The following is a 20605-nucleotide window of genomic DNA, read 5'->3' on the forward strand; positions in this document are numbered from 1 at the left end:
GGCTGGGTTCTCCGTTCGAGGCCGTTTGTTTCGGTGGGGGCGGGCGCACGCCGACGGGGTACTCCCCTCCGCGAATGTCCCCCGCCCTTCGGGCTCCTCCTTTATTTCGCTGCGGGGAGTACCCCATCGACGTGCGCCAGACGCGCCGTGCTTGATCGGCCGGCACCACCGCTGCGCTTCTCGTGCACAGGGCAGTGGGTGCTTCCCGCAGCGAAATAAAGGAGGAGCCGAAGGCGGGGGACATTCGCGGAGGGAAGTACCCGCTGTCCTGTGCACGCGCCCCGGACCAGAACAACCGATGCGTCACCCTTCGGACGAGAGCCGACATGGCTGACACACCACAGCCCCAAAGCCTCCTCCAGCTCATCTGGCTAGCCTCCCCCGCCCTCCCGGTCGGCGGCTTCTCGTACTCCGAAGGCGTCGAAGCCGCGGTCGAATGGGCCGGCGTCGACACCGAGGCCAGCGCCGCCGAATGGCTGTCCGACCAATTGCACCTGAGCTTCGCGCGCGGCGACCTTGCGCTGGTCGCGCAGGCCATCACCGCCTGGCGCACTGACGACAAACCGCGCATCCGCACGCTCAACGACTGGGTGCTGCAAACCCGCGAATCGGCCGAGTTCTTCCTTCAGACCGAACAGATGGGCCGCTCCTTCGTCGAATGGCTCAAGCTGCACCATGCCGACACGGCCGAGGTCTTCGCCGGCCTGCCCGCGAGCTATCCCGTGGCCTTCGCGTTCGCGGCCCACCGCTCGGGTGCTTCGGCGCACGACGGCTGCCTGGCCTTTGCATTCGGCTGGGCCGAGAACATGGTCGCGGCCGCGGTCAAGGCCGTGCCGCTGGGGCAGAGCGCGGGACAGCGCATCCTCGGGCGGCTCGCGCAGGAGATTCCCGCGGCCGTGAACCATGCGATGCAGCTGTCCGACGACGATCGGCAGGCCTTCGCGCCGCTCTTGGCCGTGCTGTCGGCGCGGCACGAAACCCAGTACTCGCGGCTCTTCCGCAGCTAGATTCTTTTCTTCACGCACCCACCATGACCTCCGCCCTGCACCACATCCCCCACCGCACCAAGAAGCTGCCGCCGCTGCGCGTGGGCATCGGCGGCCCCGTCGGCTCGGGCAAGACCACGCTGCTGGAGATGCTCTGCAAGTCGATGCGCGACAGCTACGACCTGGTCGCGATCACCAACGACATCTATACCAAGGAAGACCAGCGCCTGCTGACCGTGGCCGGCGCGCTGCCGGCCGAACGCATCATGGGCGTGGAGACCGGCGGCTGCCCGCACACCGCGATCCGCGAGGATGCCTCGATCAACCTCGAGGCCATCGACCGCATGCTCGAGGACTTTCCCGATGCCGACGTCGTGTTCGTCGAATCGGGCGGCGACAACCTCGCGGCCACCTTCAGCCCCGAGCTCTCGGACCTCACGATCTACGTCATCGACGTGGCCGCGGGCGAGAAGATCCCGCGCAAGGGCGGCCCCGGCATCACCAAGAGCGACCTGTTCGTCATCAACAAGACCGACCTCGCGCCCTACGTGGGCGCCAACCTCGACGTGATGGAGCAGGACACGCAGCGCATGCGCCGCCAGAAGCCCTACGTGATGACCAACCTCAAGACCCTGACCGGCGTGGCCGAGGTGGTGCGCTTCATCGAGGAACGCGGGATGCTCAAGACGGCCTGAGGCCGCCAACTCACGGCTTCACAGCTCGCTGCCGTCGCGCAGCTGGCGCTGCTTGTAGACCAGGCGAACGCTGGCGCGGCGCGGGTCGCCGACACGCTGCACGTAGACATCCATCTCGCCGCTGCTCCAGGCCGCATAGGCGCTGCCCGGATCGTTGGCCGCGAGTTCGGCACCGAAAGTACCGCGGCCCCACTGCAGCAGTTCGGCGAACGCCGCGCCGCCGCCATCGGGCAGGCCCTGCGCCGAGGCCGCGTACTCCACGCGCCGCAGCTGCGCATCGGCGAAGAAGAAGGTCGGCTCGAACACCAGCCCCGCCAGCGCCTGGGGCGCGCCATGCCAGCTGCCCAGCAGGCCGCCAGCGAGCCGCTGCGGCCGCGCCACGCGCTCGGCCGAGGGCAGCGCGGCGCGCAGCTCGTCGGCCGACATGCCGAGCCGCACGCCGGGCGGCAGCGCTTGCGCCTGGGCGGCGAGGCTCGCGAGACAGAGGGCACCGGCGCCGAGCAGGCGCGCCACGGGTGAAGAGAAGGAAGGAATGAACATCGGGGGACGGCGAAACAGGCAAAACGGACGACAGCGGCCTGTGACCCGCAGTATCGCCCCGAGTTCACGACGGCACCGTGTAACTGCCGATACACGGTCCGCCATCCCTTTGTAGACTGGCCCGATGACTCCCCAGGACGTGCTCGACCACTACGACCGCGCCACGCTGTGGCCCGCCGATCGCCCCGACCGCACTGCCGCCGGCCTGCCCGCCGCCTATGCCGACGCGCTCGCGCTGCGCGCCCTGCGGCTCGCGCGCGGCGAACGGCCCGTGGGCTACAAGGTCGGCTTCACCAACCGCACCATCTGGCAACGCTATGGCGTGTTCGCGCCGATCTGGGGCCCGGTGTGGAACACCACGCTGACGCTGTGCGACGGCCGGGGCAGCGTCGACCTCACGGGCACGGTGCAGCCGCGCATCGAGCCCGAGGTCGTGTTCGGCATCGCCGCCACGCCGCCGCAAGGCGCCACGCTCGAGCAATTGTTCGCCTGCGTCGAGTGGATCGCGCCGGGCTTCGAGATCGTGCAGTCGCACTGCGAAGGCTGGAAGTTCGGCGCCGCCGACACCGTGGCCGATGGCGCGCTGCATGCGCGCCTGCTGGTCGGACGGCAACGGCCGCCGCGCGAGTTCGCGAGCGACGGCGCGGCGCTCGACGCGCTGCTCGCGCGCACGCGCCTGCGCCTGTCGCGCGACGGCACGCCGATCGAGGAAGGCACGGGCGCCAACGTGCTCGACGGCCCGCTGCATGCGCTCTTGCACTTCCTGCACGAGCTGCAGGCCTGCCCCGGCGCGCCCGCGCTGCAGCCGGGCGAGGTGGTCACCACCGGCACCTGGACCGACGCCTGGCCGATCGAGCCCGGCCAGGTCTGGCGCAGCGAGTTCGACGCGCCCTTCGACGGCCTCGAGGTCACGCTGCGCTGAGCGCGCGGCTCAGCCGGCCTTGCGAAAGGTCAGGTTGATGCGCACGCTGCCCAGCAGCGGATGCGGCTTGTCCTTGAGCGGCAGCACGCCATGGAAGCGCAGCCGGTCGGGACCGCCCCACACCACCACGTCGCCATGCGCGAGCGGCACGCGCTCGACCGCGTCGCCGCGCGCGAGCCCGCCGAACTGGAACACCGCCGGCATGCCCAGCGACACCGAGACGATCGGTGCGCCATGGTCGCGCTCGTCGCGGTCCTGGTGCAGCGACAGCCGGGTGCCGGGCTGGTAGCGGTTGACCAGGCAGGCATCGGGCGCGAAGCCCGCGAAGCCCGCCGTCTCGGCCGCCTCGCGCGCGAGCCGCGCGAACGCGGCGGGCATCGCGGGCCAGGGCTTTTGCGACAACGGATCGATCGCGTCGTAGCGGTAGCCGCTGCGGTCGCTGACCCAGCCCAGCGGCCCGCAGTTCGTCATCGCCACCGACATGGTGTAGCCGCCAGGCGTCACCAGGTGCCGGAACGGCGACACGCCCTCGATGCGCGGCAGCGCGGCCAGCAGCTCGCTCGCGAACGGCAGCGCGAAGCCGCGCAGCACGCAGGCGCCGGGGCCCAGCGGCTCGGGTGCGCGAAACGGTTCGTCGGTGGCGGGGAAGAGCTCGAGGGTCATGGCGGATGCGGTCCTCGAAAATACCGCAAGCCGGCGCACCGGGTCCGGCCGGTTCCGGACATCCGGTGCCGCCGGCGTGGTTCTCAGGCAGTCTAGGGCCTGTTCACCCTATTCAAGGGGTCGCGTTGCCCCGCAAAGGGGCTGGATGCAAGGCGCCCGTGCGCAGCAAGGCGTCCGCCTTGCAAGCGCGGGCAACGCCGCAGACGGCCCCTTTGCGGGGCAACCCGGAGGGAAGCTCGCCAGAGCCCGCCCCTCGGCGTTGCGCTCCTAGCGTGTGCGGACGCACACGCGGCGTCACGCGCCTTGATGGGCGGGCTCTGGCGAGCTTCGCGACCCCTTGAATAGGGTGAACAGGCCCTAGAGCATGCCCGCGAGCCGCGCCGCGATCAGCCCATGGGCCTCGGCCATGATGCGGTCGACCAGTTCCTGCACGGTCGGCACGTCGTGGATCAGGCCCGCCACCATGCCGCAGCTGAAGGCGCCCGCGTCCACGTCGCCCTCGATCATCACGCGCGGATAGATGCCCGCCACCTGGTCGTGGATGTCCGAGATCTGAAGGTCCGCGCCCTTCGCGCGCTCGATCGCCAGCAGTTCCTCCACGCCCTTGTTGTTGAGCACGCGCTCGGTGTTGCGCAGGCCGCGCATCACCAGCCGCGTGTCGAGCTCGCTGGCCGCGACGATCGCGCGCTTCACGTTCTCGTGCACCGGCGCCTCCTGCGTGGCGATGAAGCGCGTGCCCATGTTCATGCCCTCGGCGCCGAGCGCGAGCGCGGCCACGAGGCTGCGGCCGTCGGCCATGCCGCCCGAGGCCACGAAGGGAATGCGCAGCTCGTCGGCCGCGCGCGGCAGCAGGATCATGTTGGGCACGTCGTCCTCGCCCGGATGGCCGCCGCACTCGAAGCCGTCGACGCTGACCGCGTCGCAGCCGATGCGCTCGGCCTTCAGTGCATGGCGCACCGAGGTGCACTTGTGGATCACCTTCACGCCGGCCGCCTTGAGCGCCGGCATGTGCTCCTCGGGGCTGCGGCCCGCGGTCTCGACGATGCGCACGCCGCCCTCGATGAGCGCGGCGATGTACTCGGGATAGGGCGGCTTGGAGAAGGTCGGCAGGAAGGTGAGGTTCACGCCGATCGGCTGGTCGGTCATCTCGCGGCAGCGCGCGATCTCGCGCGCCAGCAGCTCGGGCGTCTTCTGCGTGAGCCCGGTGATGATGCCGAGGCCGCCGGCATTCGACACCGCGGCCGCGAGTTCCGCGAAGCCCACGTAGTGCATGCCGCCCTGGATGATCGGATGGCGGATGCCGAAGAGTTCGGTGATGCGAGTTTTCATGGTCGATGAGGGTGGAGGAAGAGGACGGGAAACGCGGCGCGGTCGCTCACCAGCGTTCCATGTACGGACGCAGGTCGAGCTCGAAGGTCCAGGCATCGCGCGGCTGCGCGTGCAGGTGCCAGTAGTTCTCGGCGATGTGCTCGGGGTTCAGGATGCCGTCCTCCGACTTCAGCGCGTAGCGCTCGGGGAAGCTGGTGCGGATGAACTCGGTGTCGATCGCGCCGTCGACCACCACGTGCGCCACGTGGATGTTGCGTGGCCCCAGCTCGCGCGCCATGCTCTGGGCCAGCGCGCGCAGCGCATGCTTGGCGCCCGCGAAGGCCGCGAAGTTGGCGGCGCCGCGCAGGGCCGCGGTGGCGCCCGTGAAGATGATCGTGCCGCGGCCGCGCTCCACCATGCGCCTGGCCGCTTCACGGCCGTTGAGGAAGCCGCCGAAGCAGGCCATCTCCCAGATCTTGAAGTACTTGCGCGCGGTCTCGTCGAGGATGCTCGAGGGCACGTTGGCGCCGATGTTGAACACCAGCACCTCGACCGGCCCGACCTCGCGCTCGACCTGCTCGAACAGCGCGATCACCTCTTCCTCCTTGCGCGCATCGGAGCCGAAGGCCACGGCCTTGCCGCCGGCCGCCTCGATGCTCTCGACCAGCGGCTGCAGCTTCTGCGCGTCGCGCCGCGTCACGCAGGCGGTGTAGCCGCCGGCCGCGAAGCGCCTCGCGATCGCCCCGCCGGTGGAATCGCCGGCGCCGATGATCAGCGCCACACCGGCGCCCGCATTGCCCTGGCTCATGTCGTCTCCTTGATTGAACGCTCGTGGACCAAAGCACGGTAAAGGAGAGGCATCGGGCTGTCAATCGAGCGCGCGACAGCATTCCGGCGGTGCATGCGGCGCATGCGGCCGGCGCGGTTCAGTCCAGGTGGTTGCGCTCGATGTCGCGCCGGGTCGAGTTCAGGATGTCCTGGCGCGTGCGGTCGTTCTCGACCACGCGCGCCATCAGCAGCGCGCCCACGCACTGCGCCATCACGGCCCAGGCCGCGTCGTCGTCGCCCGCCAGGCGCTGGCTCCAGGCCTTGTGCAGCTTCTTCAGGCCGCGCTCGACCGCCGCGCGCACGGCCGGGTCGGAGCGCGCGATCTCGGCACCCAGCGCGGGCAGCGCGCAGCCGGTCTCGGGGTGCAGGGCATGCGCGCTGCTGAGGTAGCCCTTGAGGCAGCGCGCCACGTGATCGGGCGGCGAGTCGGGCGTGCCCGCGAGCATCTCGGCGCTGTTTTCCATCTCGCGCTCGATCAGCGCCGCGAACAGCTCGCCCTTGGAACCGAAGTGGCTGTAGAAGGCGCCGCCCGTGAGGCCGATGGCCGACATCAGCGCATCGACGCCGGTGCTGCTGAAGCCCCCCTTCTTGGCGATCGCTCGGCTGCTCTCGAGCAGCTTCTCGCGGGTCTCTTCCTTGTGGTTGGGGGCGTAGCGCATGGCGGTTCCTCGGCGCGGGATTCCGGTGGACAGGACGAAGGGAAAAATAACATACGATCGTTCAGCCATCCTGACACCGGGTGGCCGATCGCTGCTCGTTTTCCCTTGTCCCTTGCAAGGCCCGCGCCCGCCGCGGGAGGCTTTCTCAGGCCGCCGGCGCACCGATCGCGAGCAATTCCTTCACCAGCACGTACTGCGCATCGAGCATCGAGGTGCCCAGCGAGATGCGGCAGCCGCGCGCCTGCGCTGCGGCCAAGAGCGGCGTGATCGCGGGCGTCATGATGATCTCGGCCACGTCGGTGCCTGCCTCCAGATGCGCCAGGTGCGCCACGTCGAGCGGCAGCGCATCGCCCTCCTTCATGCCCATCGAGGTGGTGTTGACCACGAGGTCGAAGCCGCTCGGATCGTTCGTGCCCGCGCGTGCGCTGCAGCCCGGGTACGCGGCGGCCACGTCGGCCGCCAGCGCCTCGGCCCGCTCGCTCGTGCGGTTGTGGATCACCAGTTCGCGCGCGCCCGCCTCGGCGATGCCGAAGGCCACCGCGCGCCCTGCTCCACCCGCGCCGAGCTGCAGCACGCGGCGCCCCTGTAGCGTGATCCCCTGCCCCGCGAGCCCGTCGACGAAGCCGCGGCCGTCGAGGTTGTCGCCCGTGAGCCGGCCCTCGGCATCGCGCCGCACGAAGTTGACCGCGCCGATGCGCGCCGCGCGCGGCGTGGTCGCGTCGAGCAGCGGCAGCACCGCGATCTTGTGCGGGATGGTCACGCCGAAGCCGAGCACGTTGCGCATGCGGCGCAGCGCGTCGATCACGGTCGCGAGGTCGGCGGGCGCCACGTGCAGTGGCGACACCGCGATGTCGAGGCCCTCGGCCGCGAAGCGGTCGTTGAGCCGCAGCGAACCCACCACATGGGCCACGGGATCGGCCAGCATCAGCATGATGCCGGTGCGGCCGGTGATGCGCATCTCGGTCATCGCGGCGCTCAGGCGGGCAGCTCGAACGGGGCCGGGTCGAGGAAGCGCCGCAGCACGTTGCCGGTGATGCGGCTCACGTTGTTGTCGTAGCCGTTGTGGCTCAGCGAGAGCACATAGGAGATCGAACCGGTGGAGAACACCGCGCCGCCCTTGGCGGTCTCGAAGAACACCATGTCGGCGCGCACCAGCGCGTTCTGCTCGCCGTCGAGGCCGTGCACCGTGGTGCGGTACTCCTCGGGCGTGGGCAGCGCGCCCGGGCCCAGGCCGTGCGAGGTCGCGAGCATCACCGCATGCGGCGGCGAACCGAGGCCGACGTCGAAGCGGTCGATCTCGATGCCGACCGCGCCGCCGATGCGCACGCCGTAGTCGCCGATGCGCTCGCCCTGCGCGATGCCCTCGACCGCGAAGGCCACGCGCGCGTCGGCCGCATCGGGCGTCAGCAGGTAGTAGCCCGCGTGGTCGTAGACCATGGCCGAGAAACCCACGCCGATCAGCTTCTGCGGCGCGAAGCCGCTGTGGCGCCACAGCGCGCCGGGCTCGCCGGTGCCGGCCAGGTGCACCTCACCGGGCTGCGATTCCCAGGTCCGCGTGCCAGCCATGCCGCGCCGCACCTCGACCGCGGCCGGTGCCTTCGGATGGAAGGCGCAGCGCCAGTAGAAGCCGTTGGCGCCGAGCGCGAGATGGCGTCCGCCCGCGTTCTGGAAGGCCATGATGCCGTTCATCATCGCCTCGCTGTAGTACTCGGGATGCGACAGCGTCGCCAGCACGCGGTAACCCGCGAGCGCGCCCGCGCCCTGGCGGTCGAGCTCGACGTCGGTCACCACGTCGTAGTCGATGCCCTTCTCCTCGAGCCAGTCGAGGAAGTGGCTGTCGATCGCGAGGTTGCCGGGCTGCGAGCGCGGCCGCATGTTGAGCACCGGGCGCAGCCACGAGCTGTAGGCGCGGCCGCTGCCGTCGATGTGGTGGTCGTAGGTCGACTGGCCGACCTCGGGATGTTCCTGCAGGTAGATGTCGTCGCCGGTCAGCATCAGGAGGCGCTCGGTCAGCACCTCGAAGTGCACCGCGTGCAGCCGCAGCGCGCTGTTGGCGTAGGCCATGTAGGTCATGCTCGCGGCCAGCACCGCGAGCGGCGCGCGCTTCGCATCGGCCGCGGGCGTCACGAAGAAGGTGATGAAGGTCTCGGCCGCGCTGCCGTCCACGGGCCGCAGGCGCAGCGCGTGGAAGCCCGACTTCCAGTCGGCCGGCACGTCGAGCTCGAGCGTCGCGGGCCAGCCGCAGTCGTAGATGTCGTCGCTGTGGAAATGGATCGCGCCGTACTCGCGCGGCGCCAGCCGCCAGTCGTGCACGTCGCCGGTCCAGTGCACGCCGGTCATGCCGCGGCAGGGCAGCTGGTGCAGCCGGCCGTCGAGGCGGTTGGGCGAGCGGTCGAGCACCTCGAGCGTGTCGATGCCGTGCGAGAAGTCCCAGCAGGCGATCAGCGCGGCATCGGCGAGGCCCGGGCGCGCGAGGTCGTCGCAACGGCGCAGCGCGTCCACGCCCAGCAGGCCCTCGGCGATGCGCGGTGCCTCGATCTTGCCGTCGTAGTGCGCGCCGCAGCGGCCGCCGGTGGCCGACAGCGCATGCGCGGCCACGGTCAGCGGCCCCTGCGAGTCGAGGCGCCAGCCGCCCGGCTTCGTCGCGCGGGCCTCGCGACGCTGCTCGGGCAGCGCGCCATCGGCCAGCCGGCATTGCGACAGCACCATCTCGCCGGTCGTCGCATCGAGCGCGCCCTGCACCCAGTACCAGCGGCGCTGCTCGAGCGGCGCATCGGTCTTCAGCTCGATCGCGCCATCGGCGCCGCCCACGCGCAAGTGCAAGCCGTCGCGCGACACCTGCAGCGCCCAGCCGCGGCCGCTGTCCTCGCACCAGCGCGCGAGCACGGTCTGCGGCGTGGCCAGCAGCCGCGTCGGCCAGACGTAGCAGCCGAAGGAGAAGGCACCCTCGGGCGCGAGGCGCGCATCGGCGGGCACCGACATGAAGGAGCCGCAGGGCGCCTCGTGGAAAGCAACGGCATGCACGCCGTCGATCGGCGAGGCGAGCTCGCGGTACTTGATGCCGGGGCCGGTGGCGTCGGCATCGGCGCAGCGCACGCGCACGAACTTCACGTCGGCCTGCTGCTTCGCTTCGCTGCTGAGGTGGAATCGGATGCGTTCGCCGGCGCGCACGCTGAGGGTGTCGGGATAGCCGACGAAGGCATTGGTGTCGATGGGGGCGCTCATGGTCGTCTCGCGGTGTGCTTCTTCAATCCAGCTTCAGCTCGGTGCCGGTCAGCGCCTTCCAGCGCAGGCCGAACACATGCCACTCGGCGTCGTCGAGCGACTCGAACACCACGTCGTGGAACACCTTGACCTTCTGGCCGCGCTCGTCGGGCATCTGCGCCAGCGCCCAGCGGCGGCCCGGCTCGACCATCACCAGCAGATAGCGGCCGGGGAAGGCGCCCCAGCGCATGCGATGCAGGAGCTTCTTCAGTTCCTCGCTGTGCGGGCCGCGGATGCAGCCGCGGAATTCGCGCGCGAGGTCGGTGCGCTTCGGGTCGAGTACGTAGCGCGCCGCGTTCGGGTCGCTGGTGTGGTCCATCATGGGGTGGGAGGCTTTCTGCCGGTCGGTGGCGGCTGGTTGCGCAGCGCGAGCAGTTCTTCCGCGCGCGCGGGATTGGCGTCGATCTCCCCGAGCACGCGCACGAAGTCGCGGCCGCCCTCGATCAGGTCCTGCTCGATGGCGTGGCGCACCATCGCGGTGTCGCGCTGCTGCAGCCCGCGCAGCACGTTCACGTGCTGGTGCTCGGTGTCGTAGGTCGGGTGGCCGTGGGGATAGAGGAAGTTCATCATCGGCCCCACCTGCACCCAGATGCGGTCCAGCAGCTCGGTGAGCTGCGGCATGCCCGAGTGGCGATAGATGCCGAAGTGGAAGTCGAAGTTGTGCTGCAACGCGGCGCGGTAGTCCTTGGTCTTCTCCGCGCGCACCAGCAGCCGGTGGCTCTCGGTGAGCTGCTTGATCGTGGCGTTGTCGAGCAGCGGCACCGCGCGCTCGGCAGCCAGCGGCTCGAGCGCGAGGCGGATGTCGCGCAGCTCGAGGTACTCGGCCAGCGTGAGCTGGCGCACGCGGATGAAGTAGCCCTCCTTCATCTCGAGCGCGCGGTCGCGCACCAGCTGGATCAGGGCCTCGCGCACCGGCGTCTCGCTGGTGCCCATGGTCTTGGCCAGCTCGCGGATCTTCAGGCGCTGGCCCGGCTGGAAGGTGGCCGACATCAGCTGCTCGCGCAGGTGCTCGTAGATCTGGCTCGCCAGATTGGTGCGTTCGACCACGTTGATGACCGGGGTTGCCATGGGCTTCTCTCTCCTTGATTGCGTGTGTGCCGGGATTCGCGCGGCGGCGTATTGTGGCCCTGCCGTGGCCCCGCGAGCGGCACGCACGCGACCGGGATCAGCGTCCCAGCCAGGCGATCCAGCGGTCGCGCAGCATCTGGCGGTTGTTGCCGATCCACTCGTAGTCGGCCACGATCAGCTTGTCGAAGTTCTCGGCCGAGGTGGCGAGCATGGCGCGGCGCTCGGGCGGGAACAGGCTCGCGGTCTTGCCGTTGCCGGTGTCGTAGTTGACGGCATTGACGAAGTTCACGTGCTGCTCGGGCGCCGAGGCATAGAAGAAGTCGAGATAGGCCATGGCCGCCTTCGGGTGCGGCGCGCCCTTGGGGATCGACATGTAGCCGACGTCGCGCACGGCGCCGTCCCACGACACGGCGATCGGCACCTTGGCGTTCATCAGCGAGATCAGGCGGCCCGAGTAGCCCATGCTCATGACCACTTCCTTGTTGCGCATGATCTGCTGCAGCTGGTCGCCGCTCTTCCACCAGACAGCGACGTTGGGACGCAGCTTGTCGAGCTTCTTGTAGGCGCGGTCGAGGTCGAGCGGGAACAGCTTGTCGGGCGCGACGCCGTCGGCCAGCAGCGCCGCCACCGGCACCCACCATTCGCGGTCGCCGGTGTCGGGCAGGCCGCGCGGGCCGGGGAACTTGGCCGTGTCCCAGAAGTCGGCCCAGGTCTTGGGCACGTTGGCGCCCTTGAAGGCCTCGGTGCTGTAGCCGATCTGCATGCCGCCCACGGTCCGCATCACGCCGTAGGTGGTGCAGGCGCCCTTCACGCCGTTGGCGGTGACGTTGGGCAGCTTCCCGCAGTCGATGGCCTGCAGCAGTTCCTTCTTCTGCACCAGGTCGGGCGGGGTGGCGGTCACGATGTCGAACTCCATGCCGCCGCTGCGCGACATGGCCTGCACCTTGGCCCACTGGTCGGGCACCTCGATGGCGGCGGGCACCACTTCCACGCCCTTGGCCTTGGAGAACGGGGTGTAGAAGTACTGCACCAGCGTCTTCTCCATCAGGCCGCCGGTGGTGGCGATCACCAGTTCCTTCTCGAGCCCCTGCGCCGAGGCGCCGGTGAACGCCGCGCAGGCGAGCAGCGCGAGGGCGGCACCCTTGCTTCGAGCCAGACATTTCATCATCGCGAACTCCTTGTGAGTGAGGACCAGGAAAAAACGGGGGGATGCGCTCATTCGGCGCGGCGGCGGCGCTCGAGCACGCGCAGCAGCGCCACGGCGATCAGCACCGCGATCGACAGCAGCGTGAGCAGGGTGGCGATGGCCGGGATCACGGGCGTGAGGTTCTGCTCGATGTCCTCGAACATGCGCCGCGGCAAGGTGCGCTGGCGCACACTCGAGACGAAGAACGAGACCACGGGCTCGTCGAAGGAAATGATGAAGGCGAACAGCGCGCCGCTCAGCAGGCCCGGCACGATCAGCGGCAGGGTCACATGGAAGAAGGCGCGCGCGCGGCTCGCGCCGCAGCTCATGGCGGCCGATTCGAGGTCGGGGTCGACGCGCGACAGCGCGGCCGAGACGGTGAACACCACGAAGGGCAGCGCCAGCACCGTGTGCGCCGCCACGAAGCCGGCCAGCGAACCGACCACGCCCAGGCGCTGGTAGAACAGATAGCAGGCCACCGCCACCGCGATGTGCGGCGCGATCACCGGGCCGATCACCATCAGCTGCGTGGCCGAACGGAAGCGCTCGGTGCCGCGCACGATGGCGTACGACACCATGGTGCCGATGACCACCGAGCAGACCATGGTCAGCGCGGCCACCTGCAGGCTCAGCAGCGCCGCCTTCTGCCATTGCGGATCGCCGAAGAACTCCTGGTACCAGTGCAGCGTGAAGCCGCTGGGCGGGAACTCCAGGAAGTCGGCCGGGCTGAAGGACATCGGCACGATGATCAGCGTGGGCACCATGATGAACAGCACCACCAGCCAGACGTAGGCGCGCAGCGAGAAGGCGCCGAGGTCGAAGGGCGCCCGGTGGCGCACGGAGTTCTCGTTCTTGCTCATGCGCCGCCTCCGATCAGCCGGTTGAAGCTCACGGCCTTGTTGAAGACCATGGTCAGCGTGGCCACCACCACCATCAGCACGCCGATCAGCGCGGCCGCGAAGGGCCAGTCGAGCATCTCGCGCACCTGCTGCGAGACCAGCGTGGCGATCATCAGCTCCTGCGGGCTGCCGACCAGCGCCGGCGTGACGAAGAAGCCCAGCGCCGAGAGGAACACCATCAGGCAGCCGCTCCACACGCCCGCGCGGCTCATCGGCAGCAGCACCTCGAAGAAGGCGCGCCGTCGGTTGGCGCCGAGCATGGCGGCCGCGCGCATGTAGTCGTCGGGGATGTTCTTGAGCGCCGAGTAGATCGGCAGGATCAGGAAAGGCAGCAGCACGTGCGCCATCGCGAGCACCACCGCGCCCTCGGTGTAGAGCAGCTTCACGGGCTCGCCCGTGAGGCCCAGCCACTGCAGCGCGTTGTTGACGATGCCGTCGCGGCGCAGCAGCACGATCCAGGCGGCCGTGCGCACCAGCACGCTGGACCACAGCGGCAGCAGCACGCAGGCCGTGAGCAGCGCGGCCACCGCGCCCTTCACGCGCGTCATCAGGTAGGCGATCGGAAAGCCCAGCACCAGCGCGAGCACGGTCGTCAGCAGGCTGATCCAGCCGGTGCGCAGCATCACGCGCACGTAGACCGGGTTGTCGAACACGCGCGCGTAGTTCGCGAGCGTGGGATGCGGCTCGAGCACGCTGAGCGACAGCAGGCTCAGCAGCGGATAGAGGAACACCAGCAGCAGCAGCGCGAAGAAGGGCGCGAGCAGCACGGCCGAGGCCGCCACGCTGAGCTGCCGGCCGCCGAGCCACAGGCGCGAGAACGCCGAGGGCGAGGCCGCGATGGCGGGCACGGTCGCCGTGCTCATGCCGCGGCCACCTCTTCGCCATAGATGCGCAGCGCATCGGCCGGCCACAGCAGGCCGACGCGGTCGCCGGCCGCGAGCGCGACGCGGCTCGGGTCGGGCAGCCGCGCGCGCAGCTCGGTGCCGTCGGACAGCTGCGCGATGCACAGCACGGTGGAGCCGCTGTAGATCACGCCGCTCACGGTGGCGCGCAGCGCGGCCGGATCCTCGGGGCTGCCGATCACGATCTGCTCGGGGCGCAGCGCGGCCACGGCACGGCCGCCGGCGGCGACGCGGCCCACCAGCGCATCGGTGCGCACCTCGCGCGGGCTCGCGCCGCCGGGCAGCTGCACCAGCGCGCCCTGGGTGCGCAGCGGGCCGATCTCGGCCGGCATGAAGTTGGTCTCGCCGATGAAGCCCGCGACGAAACGCGTGCGCGGCCGCTCGTACAGCGCCTTGGGCGCGTCGAGCTGCTGGATGCGGCCCTGGTTGAGGATCGCCACGCGGTCGGCCATGGTCAGCGCCTCGCCCTGATCGTGCGTGACGAAGACCACCGTGATGCCGAGCTGCGACTGCAGCCGCTTGATCTCGAGCTGCATCTCCTCGCGCAGGTTCTTGTCGAGCGCGCTCAGCGGCTCGTCCATCAGCAGCACCTTCGGCTTGTAGACGATGGCGCGCGCCAGCGCCACGCGCTGCTGCTGGCCGCCTGAGAGCTGCGCCGGCATGCGCTTGCCGTAGCCTTCGAGCCGCACCGTGGCCAGCGCCTGCTCGGCCAGGCGGTGCCGCTCGGCGCGCGCCACGCCGCGCATCTTGAGGCCGAAGGCCACGTTGTCGAGCACCGAGAGATGCGGGAACAGCGTGTACTTCTGGAACACCATGCCGAGGTTGCGCTGGCTCGCGGGCAGGTAGGTGACGTCGCGGCCGTCGATGGCGATGCTGCCGGCATCGGGCAGCTCGAAGCCCGCGATGCTCATGAGGATCGAGGTCTTGCCCGAGCCGCTGGGCCCGAGCAGCGCGAGGAATTCGCCGGGCTGCACGCTCAGCGACACATCGTCGACCGCGCGCACCGCACCGAAGCGCTTGGCGAGGCCGCGGATCTCGATGCCGGCACCGCCGACGCGTTCGGAGCCCGCAACGGGCGGTTGGGTTGCCGTGGATGCCATGCTGCGGATTCCTCTTCGTGCGTGCGGGAGATGGGGACGTCAGCGCCGGCCGAAGCGCGCTGCGACGGCGGCGAAGGCCGCGTCGGTGGCCTGCAGGGCCCGATCGATGTCTTGCACGGTGTGTGCCAGCGACAGGAACATGTTGTGCCTGGGATGCAGGTAGACGCCGCGGCGCAGCGCCTCGATGGTGAACACCGCGCCCTTGTCGAAGCCCGGGTCCTCGTCGAACAAGATCAGCGGCAGCGCCGCCGGGCCCGTCTGGCGCACCGGCACGCCATGGCTCGCAGCCTGCGCGGCGATGCCATCGCGGAAGCGCTGGCCCATGGCCTGCACATGGCCCACCACGTCCTGCGCATCCGCCACTTCGATCGTCGCCAGGCCCGCGGCCATCGCCACACCGCCCGACCAGAACGAGCCCGTGGTGTAGATGCGCGTGGCCGCCTCGCGCAGCGCGTCGACGCCGGTCACGGCCGCGAGTGCGTAGCCGTTGGCGATCGACTTGCTCCAGGCGCTGAGGTCGGGGCGCACGCCCACGGTCTCCCAGCTGCCGCCCGCATGCACGCGGAAGCCCGCGCGCACCTCGTCGAGGATCAGCGCGGCACCGGCCTGGTCGCAGAGTTCGCGGGCACGGCGCGCGAACTCGGGCGTGGGCAGCTCCTGGTCGATGCCCAGGTCGTGCTTGAAGGCCGCGCAGACGATGGCGGCCAAGTCCGAACCCGCCTGGGTCACAGCCGCCTCGAGGCTCGCGATGTCGTTGTAGGTGTAGTGGATCAGGTGCGCGCGGTCCTCGGGCGTGATGCCCTGCGGGATCGGCGTGCACCAGGGGTCTGCGCCGTGATAAGCCTTGGTCGCGACCAGCACCTTGCGCTTGCCGGTGGCCGCGCGCGCCACCATCAGGCAGACGGTGGTGGCATCGGTGCCGTTCTTCTGGAACAGCACCCAGTCGGCATGGGCGCTGCGCGCGACGAAGCGCTCGGCCAGCTCGACGAAGCGCGCCGTGGGGCCATCGAGACAGTCGCCCAGCGCCTGCTGCCTGCGCGCCGCTTCATCGACCACCGGATGGTGATGGCCCAGCAGGTTCGGGCCCCAGCTGCACATGAAGTCGATGTATTCGTTGCCGTCGACGTCCCAGACGCGGCAGCCCTGGCCGCGCTCGAAGAACTGCGGATAGCCCGCGGGCAGGCCCGCGGCATTCAGGTGCCCCGTCATGCCGCCGGGCACGACCTTGGCGGCGCGCTGCCGGAGCTGGAGATCGTGCTGGTTCGGCCTGTTCTGCGAGGCGGCGGACGACATTCGGGAACCCTTCGTTGCGTTAGTTTTGAGGCATGATATATCATATTTACTGTAGCGCAATAGCTCACAAACCCGGCATCCGCCCTCGCACGAGAACGATCGGAGACACCCATGGCATTACTGTTCGGCGCCCTCGCCGATGACCTGACCGGCGGCATGGAACTGGCCGCGATGCTGGTGGCGCACGGCGTGCGCTGCGGCTTCGTGACGCGGCCCGAAGCCCTGGCCGAACTCGGCGACGAACTCGACGCGGTGGTGATCGCGCGCAAGACGCGCGTGGTGCCGGCGGCCGACGCGGTCGCGGCCTTCGAGGCCGCCGCGCGCGCGCTGCTGGAGCGCGGTGCGCGCCAGCTCTTCTTCAAGTACTGCGCCACCTTCGACTCCACCGACGACGGCAACATCGGCCCCTGCGCCGACCTGCTGCGCGAGCTCACGGGCGCGAAGCTCACCGCCTTCTGCCCCTCGTTCCCCGAGGCCGGCCGCCGCGTGTTCCAGGGCCACCTGTTCGCCGACCAGATGCTGATCTCGGAGTCGCCCAAGCGCTTCGACCCGCTGACGCCGATGCTCGATCCCAACCTCGTGCGCACGCTGCAGCGGCAGACCAAGACCCGCGTCGGCCTGATCCCGCAGCAGGTGGTGCATGCGGGCCTCGAGGCGATGCGCGCGCACGTGGCCGCGCTCGAGGCCGAGGGCACCGGCTTCGCGATCGCCGACGCGGCCGAGCCCGACGACCTGCGCGCCCTTGCCGTGCTGACCTGGGACTGGCCGCTGATGACCGGCAACTCCTCGATCGGCGCCTACTACCCCGCGCTGTGGCGCGAGCACGGCTGGCTGGCAGCGGACGACCGCGCGCCGCGCCTGCCGGCGGTCGAGGGCCCGGGCGTGGTGCTGGCCGGCAGCTGCGCCGACCGCTCGATCGAACAGCTGCGCGCCTTCGAGCGCGAACGGCCGGTGCACTGGATCGACGTCGAACGCGCGATCGACGGCGTCGACGTCATCGGCGAGGCATTGGACTGGGCGCTCGCGGCGCTGCCGCAGGGCCCGGTCGCGATCGCGACCTCGGCGCACGCGCCGGTGATCGAGCGCGTGCAGGCGCGCATCGGCCGGCACGAGGCCGCGGCGCTGGCCGAAGACATCCTCGGACGGCTCGCGGTGCGGCTGCGCGACGCGGGCGTCAAGCGCTTCGTGATCTCGGGCGGCGAGACCTCGGGCTCGGTGCTCGCGCACCTCGCCATCGACCGGCTGCAGGTCGGCCCCTATGCCGGCCCCGGCATCGCGCGCGCGGTGACCCTCGGCGCCGCGCCGCTCGCGCTGTGCCTCAAGTCGGGCAAGCTGGGGCCGGTCGACATGCTGCTGCCCATGCTGCAGAGCATGCGCGACGCGGCCCGCTGAAGAACCGAACGTTCCACCTTCGCTTCACCGCGCCGACGCGCGCAAGGAACCGCCCATGACCACGACCTCCACCCCCATCCCGCTGTCCGAAGACGCCCTGCGCCAGGCCCTGGCCGCGGGCTATCGCCGGCTCGCGCAGCTCGGCCTCAACAACGGCAGCGCGGGCAACATCAGCTGCCGCTTCGACGGCGGCGCGCTGATCAGCCCCACGGGTGCCGACGCCGACACCATCGACCCGCAGGCGCTGGTGTCGATCACGCTCGACGGCGAGACCCGCGGCGCGGGCATCCCCTCGAGCGAATGGGCGATGCACACCGCCATCTACCGCCGTTACCCGCAGGCCGAGGCCGTGGTCCACACGCATTCGGATGCCTGCGTGGCGCTGTCGGCGCAGCGCCGGCCGATCCCGGCCTTCCACTACATGCTCGCGGGCTTCGGCGGCGACGACATTCCCTGCGCGCAGTACGCCACCTTCGGCACCGATGCGCTCGCGCAATCGGCGGTCGATGCGCTCGAGAACCGCAACGCCTGCCTGCTCGCGAACCACGGGATGATCTGTTACGCGGCCACGGTCGAGAAGGCGGTGGCGAACGCCGCCAAGCTCGAGACCCTGGCACGCCAGTACTGGATGAGCGCGCAGCTCGGCGCGCCCGTGATCCTCGACGCGCGGGAGATGGAGACGGTGCGCCAGCGCTACCGCGGCTACGGCAAGTCGCGGCTGCCCACGCGCGGCTGAGTCAGTCGGCGCCGAACGCCAGCACGAAGGCCGCGGTCGCGCCCTCGGGGCAGCGCAGCGCGAAGCCCTCGGGCGTCGCGCGCAGCGCCAGGGCCGCGCCGCCTTCGATGCGGTCCGCCTCGCCGCGCGCGACCTCGGCGCCATCGCACCACAGGGTCCAGGCACCGCGCGATGCCAGCCGCCCGATCTCGACCTCGACGCCGCCGCGCGCGCCCTCGCAGCGGCGCAGCGCGAAGCGCAGCACCCGCGCTTCGGTGTCGAACACCGCCTGCAGCACGTCGACCGCGTCGTCCACGCGCACCAGCGCGGGCTGGCGATGGTGGTGCTCGGGCCAGGGCTGGTTGTAGAGGCGCCAGAGCCCGTCGGGCACGTTGAGGCTCGCGTAGCCCAGCAGCACGTTGCCGGTCATCGGCTCGACCAGCGTGCGATGGCCCTGCGCGTCCTCGAGCTGGTCGTTGCGCGGGAAGTGGAAGCCGCCATCGCGCCAGGCCGGCGCCATGTGGCGATCGGCATGGCGCATGAAGCCCGCGAGCGTCTCGGCGTCGCCCATCTCCGAGGCCCAGGCCGCGGCGAAACCGAAGTCGGAGTCGTCGTTGACCACCTGCTGGCCCATCACCGGCGGCCGCTCGGCCGAGCGCACCGAGCAGGCGCCGTCCTCGCCGCGCAGCAGCCAGCCCGCGAGCTGCGCCGGATAGTGCGCATGCACGAAGTCGCGGTTCCACATGTTCATGAGCATGCCGCACCAGGCATCGACCCAGGGCGAGGGGCCGGCGTTGTCGCGCAGCGCCTGCGTGTCCTGCGCCATCATCGTGAGGTAGTGGCCGTTGGCGCCGAGCCGGCCGAAGCGTTCCCAGGCCTGCTGGTAGGCCGTCGTGACCTCGGCCGCCATCGCGCCGCCATGCACCAGGTCGTGCAGGCGAAAGCCCAGGATCGCGGGCTGGTTGCAGATCTGGAACACGCAGTTGGGCTCGCAGGCCACGCCGAGGTAGCCGCTCTCGACCATCTGCCAGTAGACGTGCTGGTTGAGGCTGCGCTGGTCGTATTCGAAGCGGCGCTCCTTGCCGCCCCAGAAGAAGGACCAGTAGCTGAAGGTCAGCGCGCCGGGCTGCGCATAGCGGTCGTCGTCGAACAGGTAGTGATGCAGCAGCGCCATCGACTGCACGTAGGCGCTGTACATGATGTTGTCGCGCCCGACCGGGTTCCAGTCCTCCTCGTAGTCGTGCGAGCGGTGCATGTTGAACACGCTGCCGCCGCGGCTCACGCGCGCCCAGTACATCCAGACCTCGGGCAGCAGCATCTTGGCGATCAGCCGCTCGAACACCGGCCGGAAGGCGCCGGGCGCGGCGGGCAGCCGGTGGCGGTGCGCGAGCGCGATCGCATAGGCCATGTAGGCGAGCTGGAAGCGGTAGCCGCCAAAGTCGTCCTGGCCGGTGCCGCGGCCCTGCATGCCCGACCAGTCGTTGACCGGCCGGCGCGAGAGGTTGGCGAAATGGCGCAGGTGGCCGGCCTGCCGGTCGCTCAGCGGCGTCGAGGCTTCGGGGCTGTTCATGGCGTGTCTCCCTGCATCAGTTCCTTCATGCGTGCCGCCACCGCTGGCGCATCGAGCGATTCGGCGAAGTGCGCGAGGTAGCGGCCGCCCGGCGCCATGAAGTAAGCCAGCGCGGTGTGCGGCACCACGTAGCCGCCGGGCGCCGCCGCGTCGGGCACGCGGCGCGCGAACACGCGAAAGCTCTTCTTCGCGGCCTCGACCTGCGCCTCGCTGCCCGTGAGGCCGACGAAGCCGCCCGGATGGCGCGCCACGCAGGCGCGCAGCACCGCGGGCGTGTCGCGCGCGGGATCGACGCTCACGTAAAGCGGCTGCACGCGCGCGGCCAGCGGACCCAGCGCCCGCAGCGCCGCGCCGAGCTTGGCGAGTTCGCGCGGGCAGACCACGGCGCAGTGCGAGAAGCCGAAGAACACCAGCAGGTGGCGATCGCCATAGCTGCGCTGGTCGACCGGCGTGCCGAAGTGGTCGACCAGCGAGAAGGCGCCATCGATCGGCGCGGGCATCGGAGCCGGCGCGGCGGCAGCGGCGCCGCCGCAACAGCAGGGCGCGGGCGCGGCATCGGCGAAGGTGGAGAGGAAGGACATGGGCGCATTTTTATTTGAACGCGTTCATTTATAG

The 20605-nt window shown here is 70.5% G+C and carries 21 protein-coding genes; 5 read left to right on the top strand and 16 right to left on the bottom strand.

The window, feature by feature from the left end; genetic code table 11:
• Positions 1 to 326: 326 nt before the first annotated feature.
• Entirely contained in the window at positions 327 to 1007 is a 681-nt protein-coding gene (locus AC1HIL_RS30550) for an urease accessory protein UreF (protein ID WP_479670739.1), read from the top strand.
• 23 nt (positions 1008 to 1030) lie between these two features.
• Complete coding sequence (ureG, locus tag AC1HIL_RS30555) at positions 1031 to 1681, top strand: urease accessory protein UreG (RefSeq protein WP_057591369.1); 651 nt, start codon at positions 1031 to 1033, stop codon at positions 1679 to 1681.
• An 18-nt stretch (positions 1682 to 1699) separates the two neighbouring features.
• Here ureG and AC1HIL_RS30560 read toward each other — a convergent pair whose 3' ends face one another.
• On the bottom strand, positions 1700 to 2221 hold the full coding sequence (locus AC1HIL_RS30560; RefSeq protein WP_296729774.1) for a hypothetical protein: 522 nt from the start codon (positions 2219 to 2221) through the stop codon (positions 1700 to 1702).
• 124 nt (positions 2222 to 2345) lie between these two features.
• Between AC1HIL_RS30560 and AC1HIL_RS30565 the strand changes: the two genes are divergently transcribed.
• The gene (locus AC1HIL_RS30565; protein ID WP_422096007.1) at positions 2346 to 3143 is read left to right on the top strand and encodes a 2-keto-4-pentenoate hydratase; all 798 of its coding nucleotides are present in this window, start codon (positions 2346 to 2348) and stop codon (positions 3141 to 3143) included.
• Between the two features lie 9 nt (positions 3144 to 3152).
• Here the strand turns inward: AC1HIL_RS30565 and alkB are convergent, their stop codons facing one another.
• The 13 genes from alkB to AC1HIL_RS30630 form a co-directional block, all read right to left on the bottom strand.
• Complete coding sequence (alkB, locus tag AC1HIL_RS30570; protein ID WP_261214068.1) at positions 3153 to 3806, bottom strand: DNA oxidative demethylase AlkB; 654 nt, start codon at positions 3804 to 3806, stop codon at positions 3153 to 3155.
• A 357-nt stretch (positions 3807 to 4163) separates the two neighbouring features.
• Positions 4164 to 5135: an NAD(P)H-dependent flavin oxidoreductase gene (locus AC1HIL_RS30575; protein WP_479670740.1), complete on the bottom strand. Its 972-nt coding sequence runs from the start codon at positions 5133 to 5135 to the stop codon at positions 4164 to 4166.
• Between the two features lie 46 nt (positions 5136 to 5181).
• Positions 5182 to 5922, bottom strand: coding sequence for an SDR family oxidoreductase (locus AC1HIL_RS30580; protein WP_479670741.1), 741 nt, complete (start codon positions 5920 to 5922; stop codon positions 5182 to 5184).
• Positions 5923 to 6040: 118 nt separating this feature from the next.
• Positions 6041 to 6601, bottom strand: coding sequence for a TetR/AcrR family transcriptional regulator (locus AC1HIL_RS30585; RefSeq protein ID WP_057591375.1), 561 nt, complete (start codon positions 6599 to 6601; stop codon positions 6041 to 6043).
• Between the two features lie 145 nt (positions 6602 to 6746).
• Entirely contained in the window at positions 6747 to 7568 is an 822-nt protein-coding gene (locus tag AC1HIL_RS30590; RefSeq protein ID WP_479670742.1) for a shikimate dehydrogenase family protein, read from the bottom strand.
• An 8-nt stretch (positions 7569 to 7576) separates the two neighbouring features.
• A complete protein-coding gene (locus tag AC1HIL_RS30595) occupies positions 7577 to 9826 on the bottom strand; it encodes a N,N-dimethylformamidase beta subunit family domain-containing protein (protein ID WP_479670743.1) in 2250 nt (749 codons plus the stop codon).
• A 22-nt stretch (positions 9827 to 9848) separates the two neighbouring features.
• Positions 9849 to 10187, bottom strand: a complete 339-nt coding sequence (locus AC1HIL_RS30600; RefSeq protein ID WP_177239245.1) for a N,N-dimethylformamidase alpha subunit family protein — start codon at positions 10185 to 10187, stop codon at positions 9849 to 9851.
• Positions 10184 to 10933: a GntR family transcriptional regulator gene (locus AC1HIL_RS30605; RefSeq protein WP_057591378.1), complete on the bottom strand. Its 750-nt coding sequence runs from the start codon at positions 10931 to 10933 to the stop codon at positions 10184 to 10186. Before AC1HIL_RS30605 ends, AC1HIL_RS30600 begins: the two co-directional genes overlap by 4 nt.
• Positions 10934 to 11030: 97 nt before the next feature.
• On the bottom strand, positions 11031 to 12101 hold the full coding sequence (locus tag AC1HIL_RS30610; RefSeq protein WP_209541788.1) for an extracellular solute-binding protein: 1071 nt from the start codon (positions 12099 to 12101) through the stop codon (positions 11031 to 11033).
• A 47-nt stretch (positions 12102 to 12148) separates the two neighbouring features.
• Positions 12149 to 12979: an ABC transporter permease gene (locus tag AC1HIL_RS30615; protein WP_422096003.1), complete on the bottom strand. Its 831-nt coding sequence runs from the start codon at positions 12977 to 12979 to the stop codon at positions 12149 to 12151.
• Positions 12976 to 13881, bottom strand: coding sequence for an ABC transporter permease (locus AC1HIL_RS30620; RefSeq protein ID WP_057591380.1), 906 nt, complete (start codon positions 13879 to 13881; stop codon positions 12976 to 12978). Before AC1HIL_RS30620 ends, AC1HIL_RS30615 begins: the two co-directional genes overlap by 4 nt.
• Positions 13878 to 15020: an ABC transporter ATP-binding protein gene (locus AC1HIL_RS30625; RefSeq protein WP_057591381.1), complete on the bottom strand. Its 1143-nt coding sequence runs from the start codon at positions 15018 to 15020 to the stop codon at positions 13878 to 13880. The genes AC1HIL_RS30620 and AC1HIL_RS30625 overlap by 4 nt, the downstream gene beginning before the upstream one ends.
• A 39-nt stretch (positions 15021 to 15059) precedes the next feature.
• Positions 15060 to 16313, bottom strand: coding sequence for an aminotransferase class III-fold pyridoxal phosphate-dependent enzyme (locus AC1HIL_RS30630; RefSeq protein WP_479670744.1), 1254 nt, complete (start codon positions 16311 to 16313; stop codon positions 15060 to 15062).
• Between the two features lie 111 nt (positions 16314 to 16424).
• On the opposite strand from AC1HIL_RS30630, the gene otnK reads away from it, so the two are divergent.
• Together otnK and AC1HIL_RS30640 are read left to right on the top strand one after the other, a co-directional pair.
• On the top strand, positions 16425 to 17705 hold the full coding sequence (gene otnK / locus AC1HIL_RS30635) for a 3-oxo-tetronate kinase (protein WP_479670745.1): 1281 nt from the start codon (positions 16425 to 16427) through the stop codon (positions 17703 to 17705).
• 55 nt (positions 17706 to 17760) lie between these two features.
• Positions 17761 to 18441 carry a class II aldolase/adducin family protein gene (locus AC1HIL_RS30640; protein WP_479670746.1) on the top strand — a complete coding sequence of 227 codons (681 nt, stop codon included), beginning with the start codon at positions 17761 to 17763 and terminating at the stop codon, positions 18439 to 18441.
• Between the two features lies 1 nt (position 18442).
• Here the strand turns inward: AC1HIL_RS30640 and AC1HIL_RS30645 are convergent, their stop codons facing one another.
• The gene (locus AC1HIL_RS30645; RefSeq protein ID WP_479670747.1) at positions 18443 to 19990 is read right to left on the bottom strand and encodes a linalool dehydratase/isomerase domain-containing protein; all 1548 of its coding nucleotides are present in this window, start codon (positions 19988 to 19990) and stop codon (positions 18443 to 18445) included.
• Positions 19987 to 20571 (bottom strand): SCO family protein, encoded by a 585-nt coding sequence (locus AC1HIL_RS30650; protein WP_479670748.1) that lies wholly within the window; start codon positions 20569 to 20571, stop codon positions 19987 to 19989. The genes AC1HIL_RS30645 and AC1HIL_RS30650 overlap by 4 nt, the downstream gene beginning before the upstream one ends.
• Positions 20572 to 20605: the final 34 nt, after the last annotated feature.

It is taken from the genome of Variovorax sp. ISS6, from assembly GCF_056523145.1.

Coding starts and splice junctions, on each gene's coding strand:
- alkB (WP_261214068.1), bottom strand. CDS start 3,806: ATGACCCTCGAGCTCTTCCCCGCCACCGACGAACCGTTTCGCGCACCC.
- AC1HIL_RS30580 (WP_479670741.1), bottom strand. CDS start 5,922: ATGAGCCAGGGCAATGCGGGCGCCGGTGTGGCGCTGATCATCGGCGCC.
- AC1HIL_RS30565 (WP_422096007.1), top strand. CDS start 2,346: ATGACTCCCCAGGACGTGCTCGACCACTACGACCGCGCCACGCTGTGG.
- AC1HIL_RS30575 (WP_479670740.1), bottom strand. CDS start 5,135: ATGAAAACTCGCATCACCGAACTCTTCGGCATCCGCCATCCGATCATC.
- AC1HIL_RS30600 (WP_177239245.1), bottom strand. CDS start 10,187: ATGATGGACCACACCAGCGACCCGAACGCGGCGCGCTACGTACTCGAC.
- AC1HIL_RS30595 (WP_479670743.1), bottom strand. CDS start 9,826: ATGAGCGCCCCCATCGACACCAATGCCTTCGTCGGCTATCCCGACACC.
- AC1HIL_RS30620 (WP_057591380.1), bottom strand. CDS start 13,881: ATGAGCACGGCGACCGTGCCCGCCATCGCGGCCTCGCCCTCGGCGTTC.
- ureG (WP_057591369.1), top strand. CDS start 1,031: ATGACCTCCGCCCTGCACCACATCCCCCACCGCACCAAGAAGCTGCCG.
- AC1HIL_RS30650 (WP_479670748.1), bottom strand. CDS start 20,571: ATGTCCTTCCTCTCCACCTTCGCCGATGCCGCGCCCGCGCCCTGCTGT.
- otnK (WP_479670745.1), top strand. CDS start 16,425: ATGGCATTACTGTTCGGCGCCCTCGCCGATGACCTGACCGGCGGCATG.
- AC1HIL_RS30585 (WP_057591375.1), bottom strand. CDS start 6,601: ATGCGCTACGCCCCCAACCACAAGGAAGAGACCCGCGAGAAGCTGCTC.
- AC1HIL_RS30610 (WP_209541788.1), bottom strand. CDS start 12,101: ATGATGAAATGTCTGGCTCGAAGCAAGGGTGCCGCCCTCGCGCTGCTC.
- AC1HIL_RS30645 (WP_479670747.1), bottom strand. CDS start 19,990: ATGAACAGCCCCGAAGCCTCGACGCCGCTGAGCGACCGGCAGGCCGGC.
- AC1HIL_RS30615 (WP_422096003.1), bottom strand. CDS start 12,979: ATGAGCAAGAACGAGAACTCCGTGCGCCACCGGGCGCCCTTCGACCTC.
- AC1HIL_RS30640 (WP_479670746.1), top strand. CDS start 17,761: ATGACCACGACCTCCACCCCCATCCCGCTGTCCGAAGACGCCCTGCGC.
- AC1HIL_RS30630 (WP_479670744.1), bottom strand. CDS start 16,313: ATGTCGTCCGCCGCCTCGCAGAACAGGCCGAACCAGCACGATCTCCAG.
- AC1HIL_RS30550 (WP_479670739.1), top strand. CDS start 327: ATGGCTGACACACCACAGCCCCAAAGCCTCCTCCAGCTCATCTGGCTA.
- AC1HIL_RS30590 (WP_479670742.1), bottom strand. CDS start 7,568: ATGACCGAGATGCGCATCACCGGCCGCACCGGCATCATGCTGATGCTG.
- AC1HIL_RS30560 (WP_296729774.1), bottom strand. CDS start 2,221: ATGTTCATTCCTTCCTTCTCTTCACCCGTGGCGCGCCTGCTCGGCGCC.
- AC1HIL_RS30625 (WP_057591381.1), bottom strand. CDS start 15,020: ATGGCATCCACGGCAACCCAACCGCCCGTTGCGGGCTCCGAACGCGTC.
- AC1HIL_RS30605 (WP_057591378.1), bottom strand. CDS start 10,933: ATGGCAACCCCGGTCATCAACGTGGTCGAACGCACCAATCTGGCGAGC.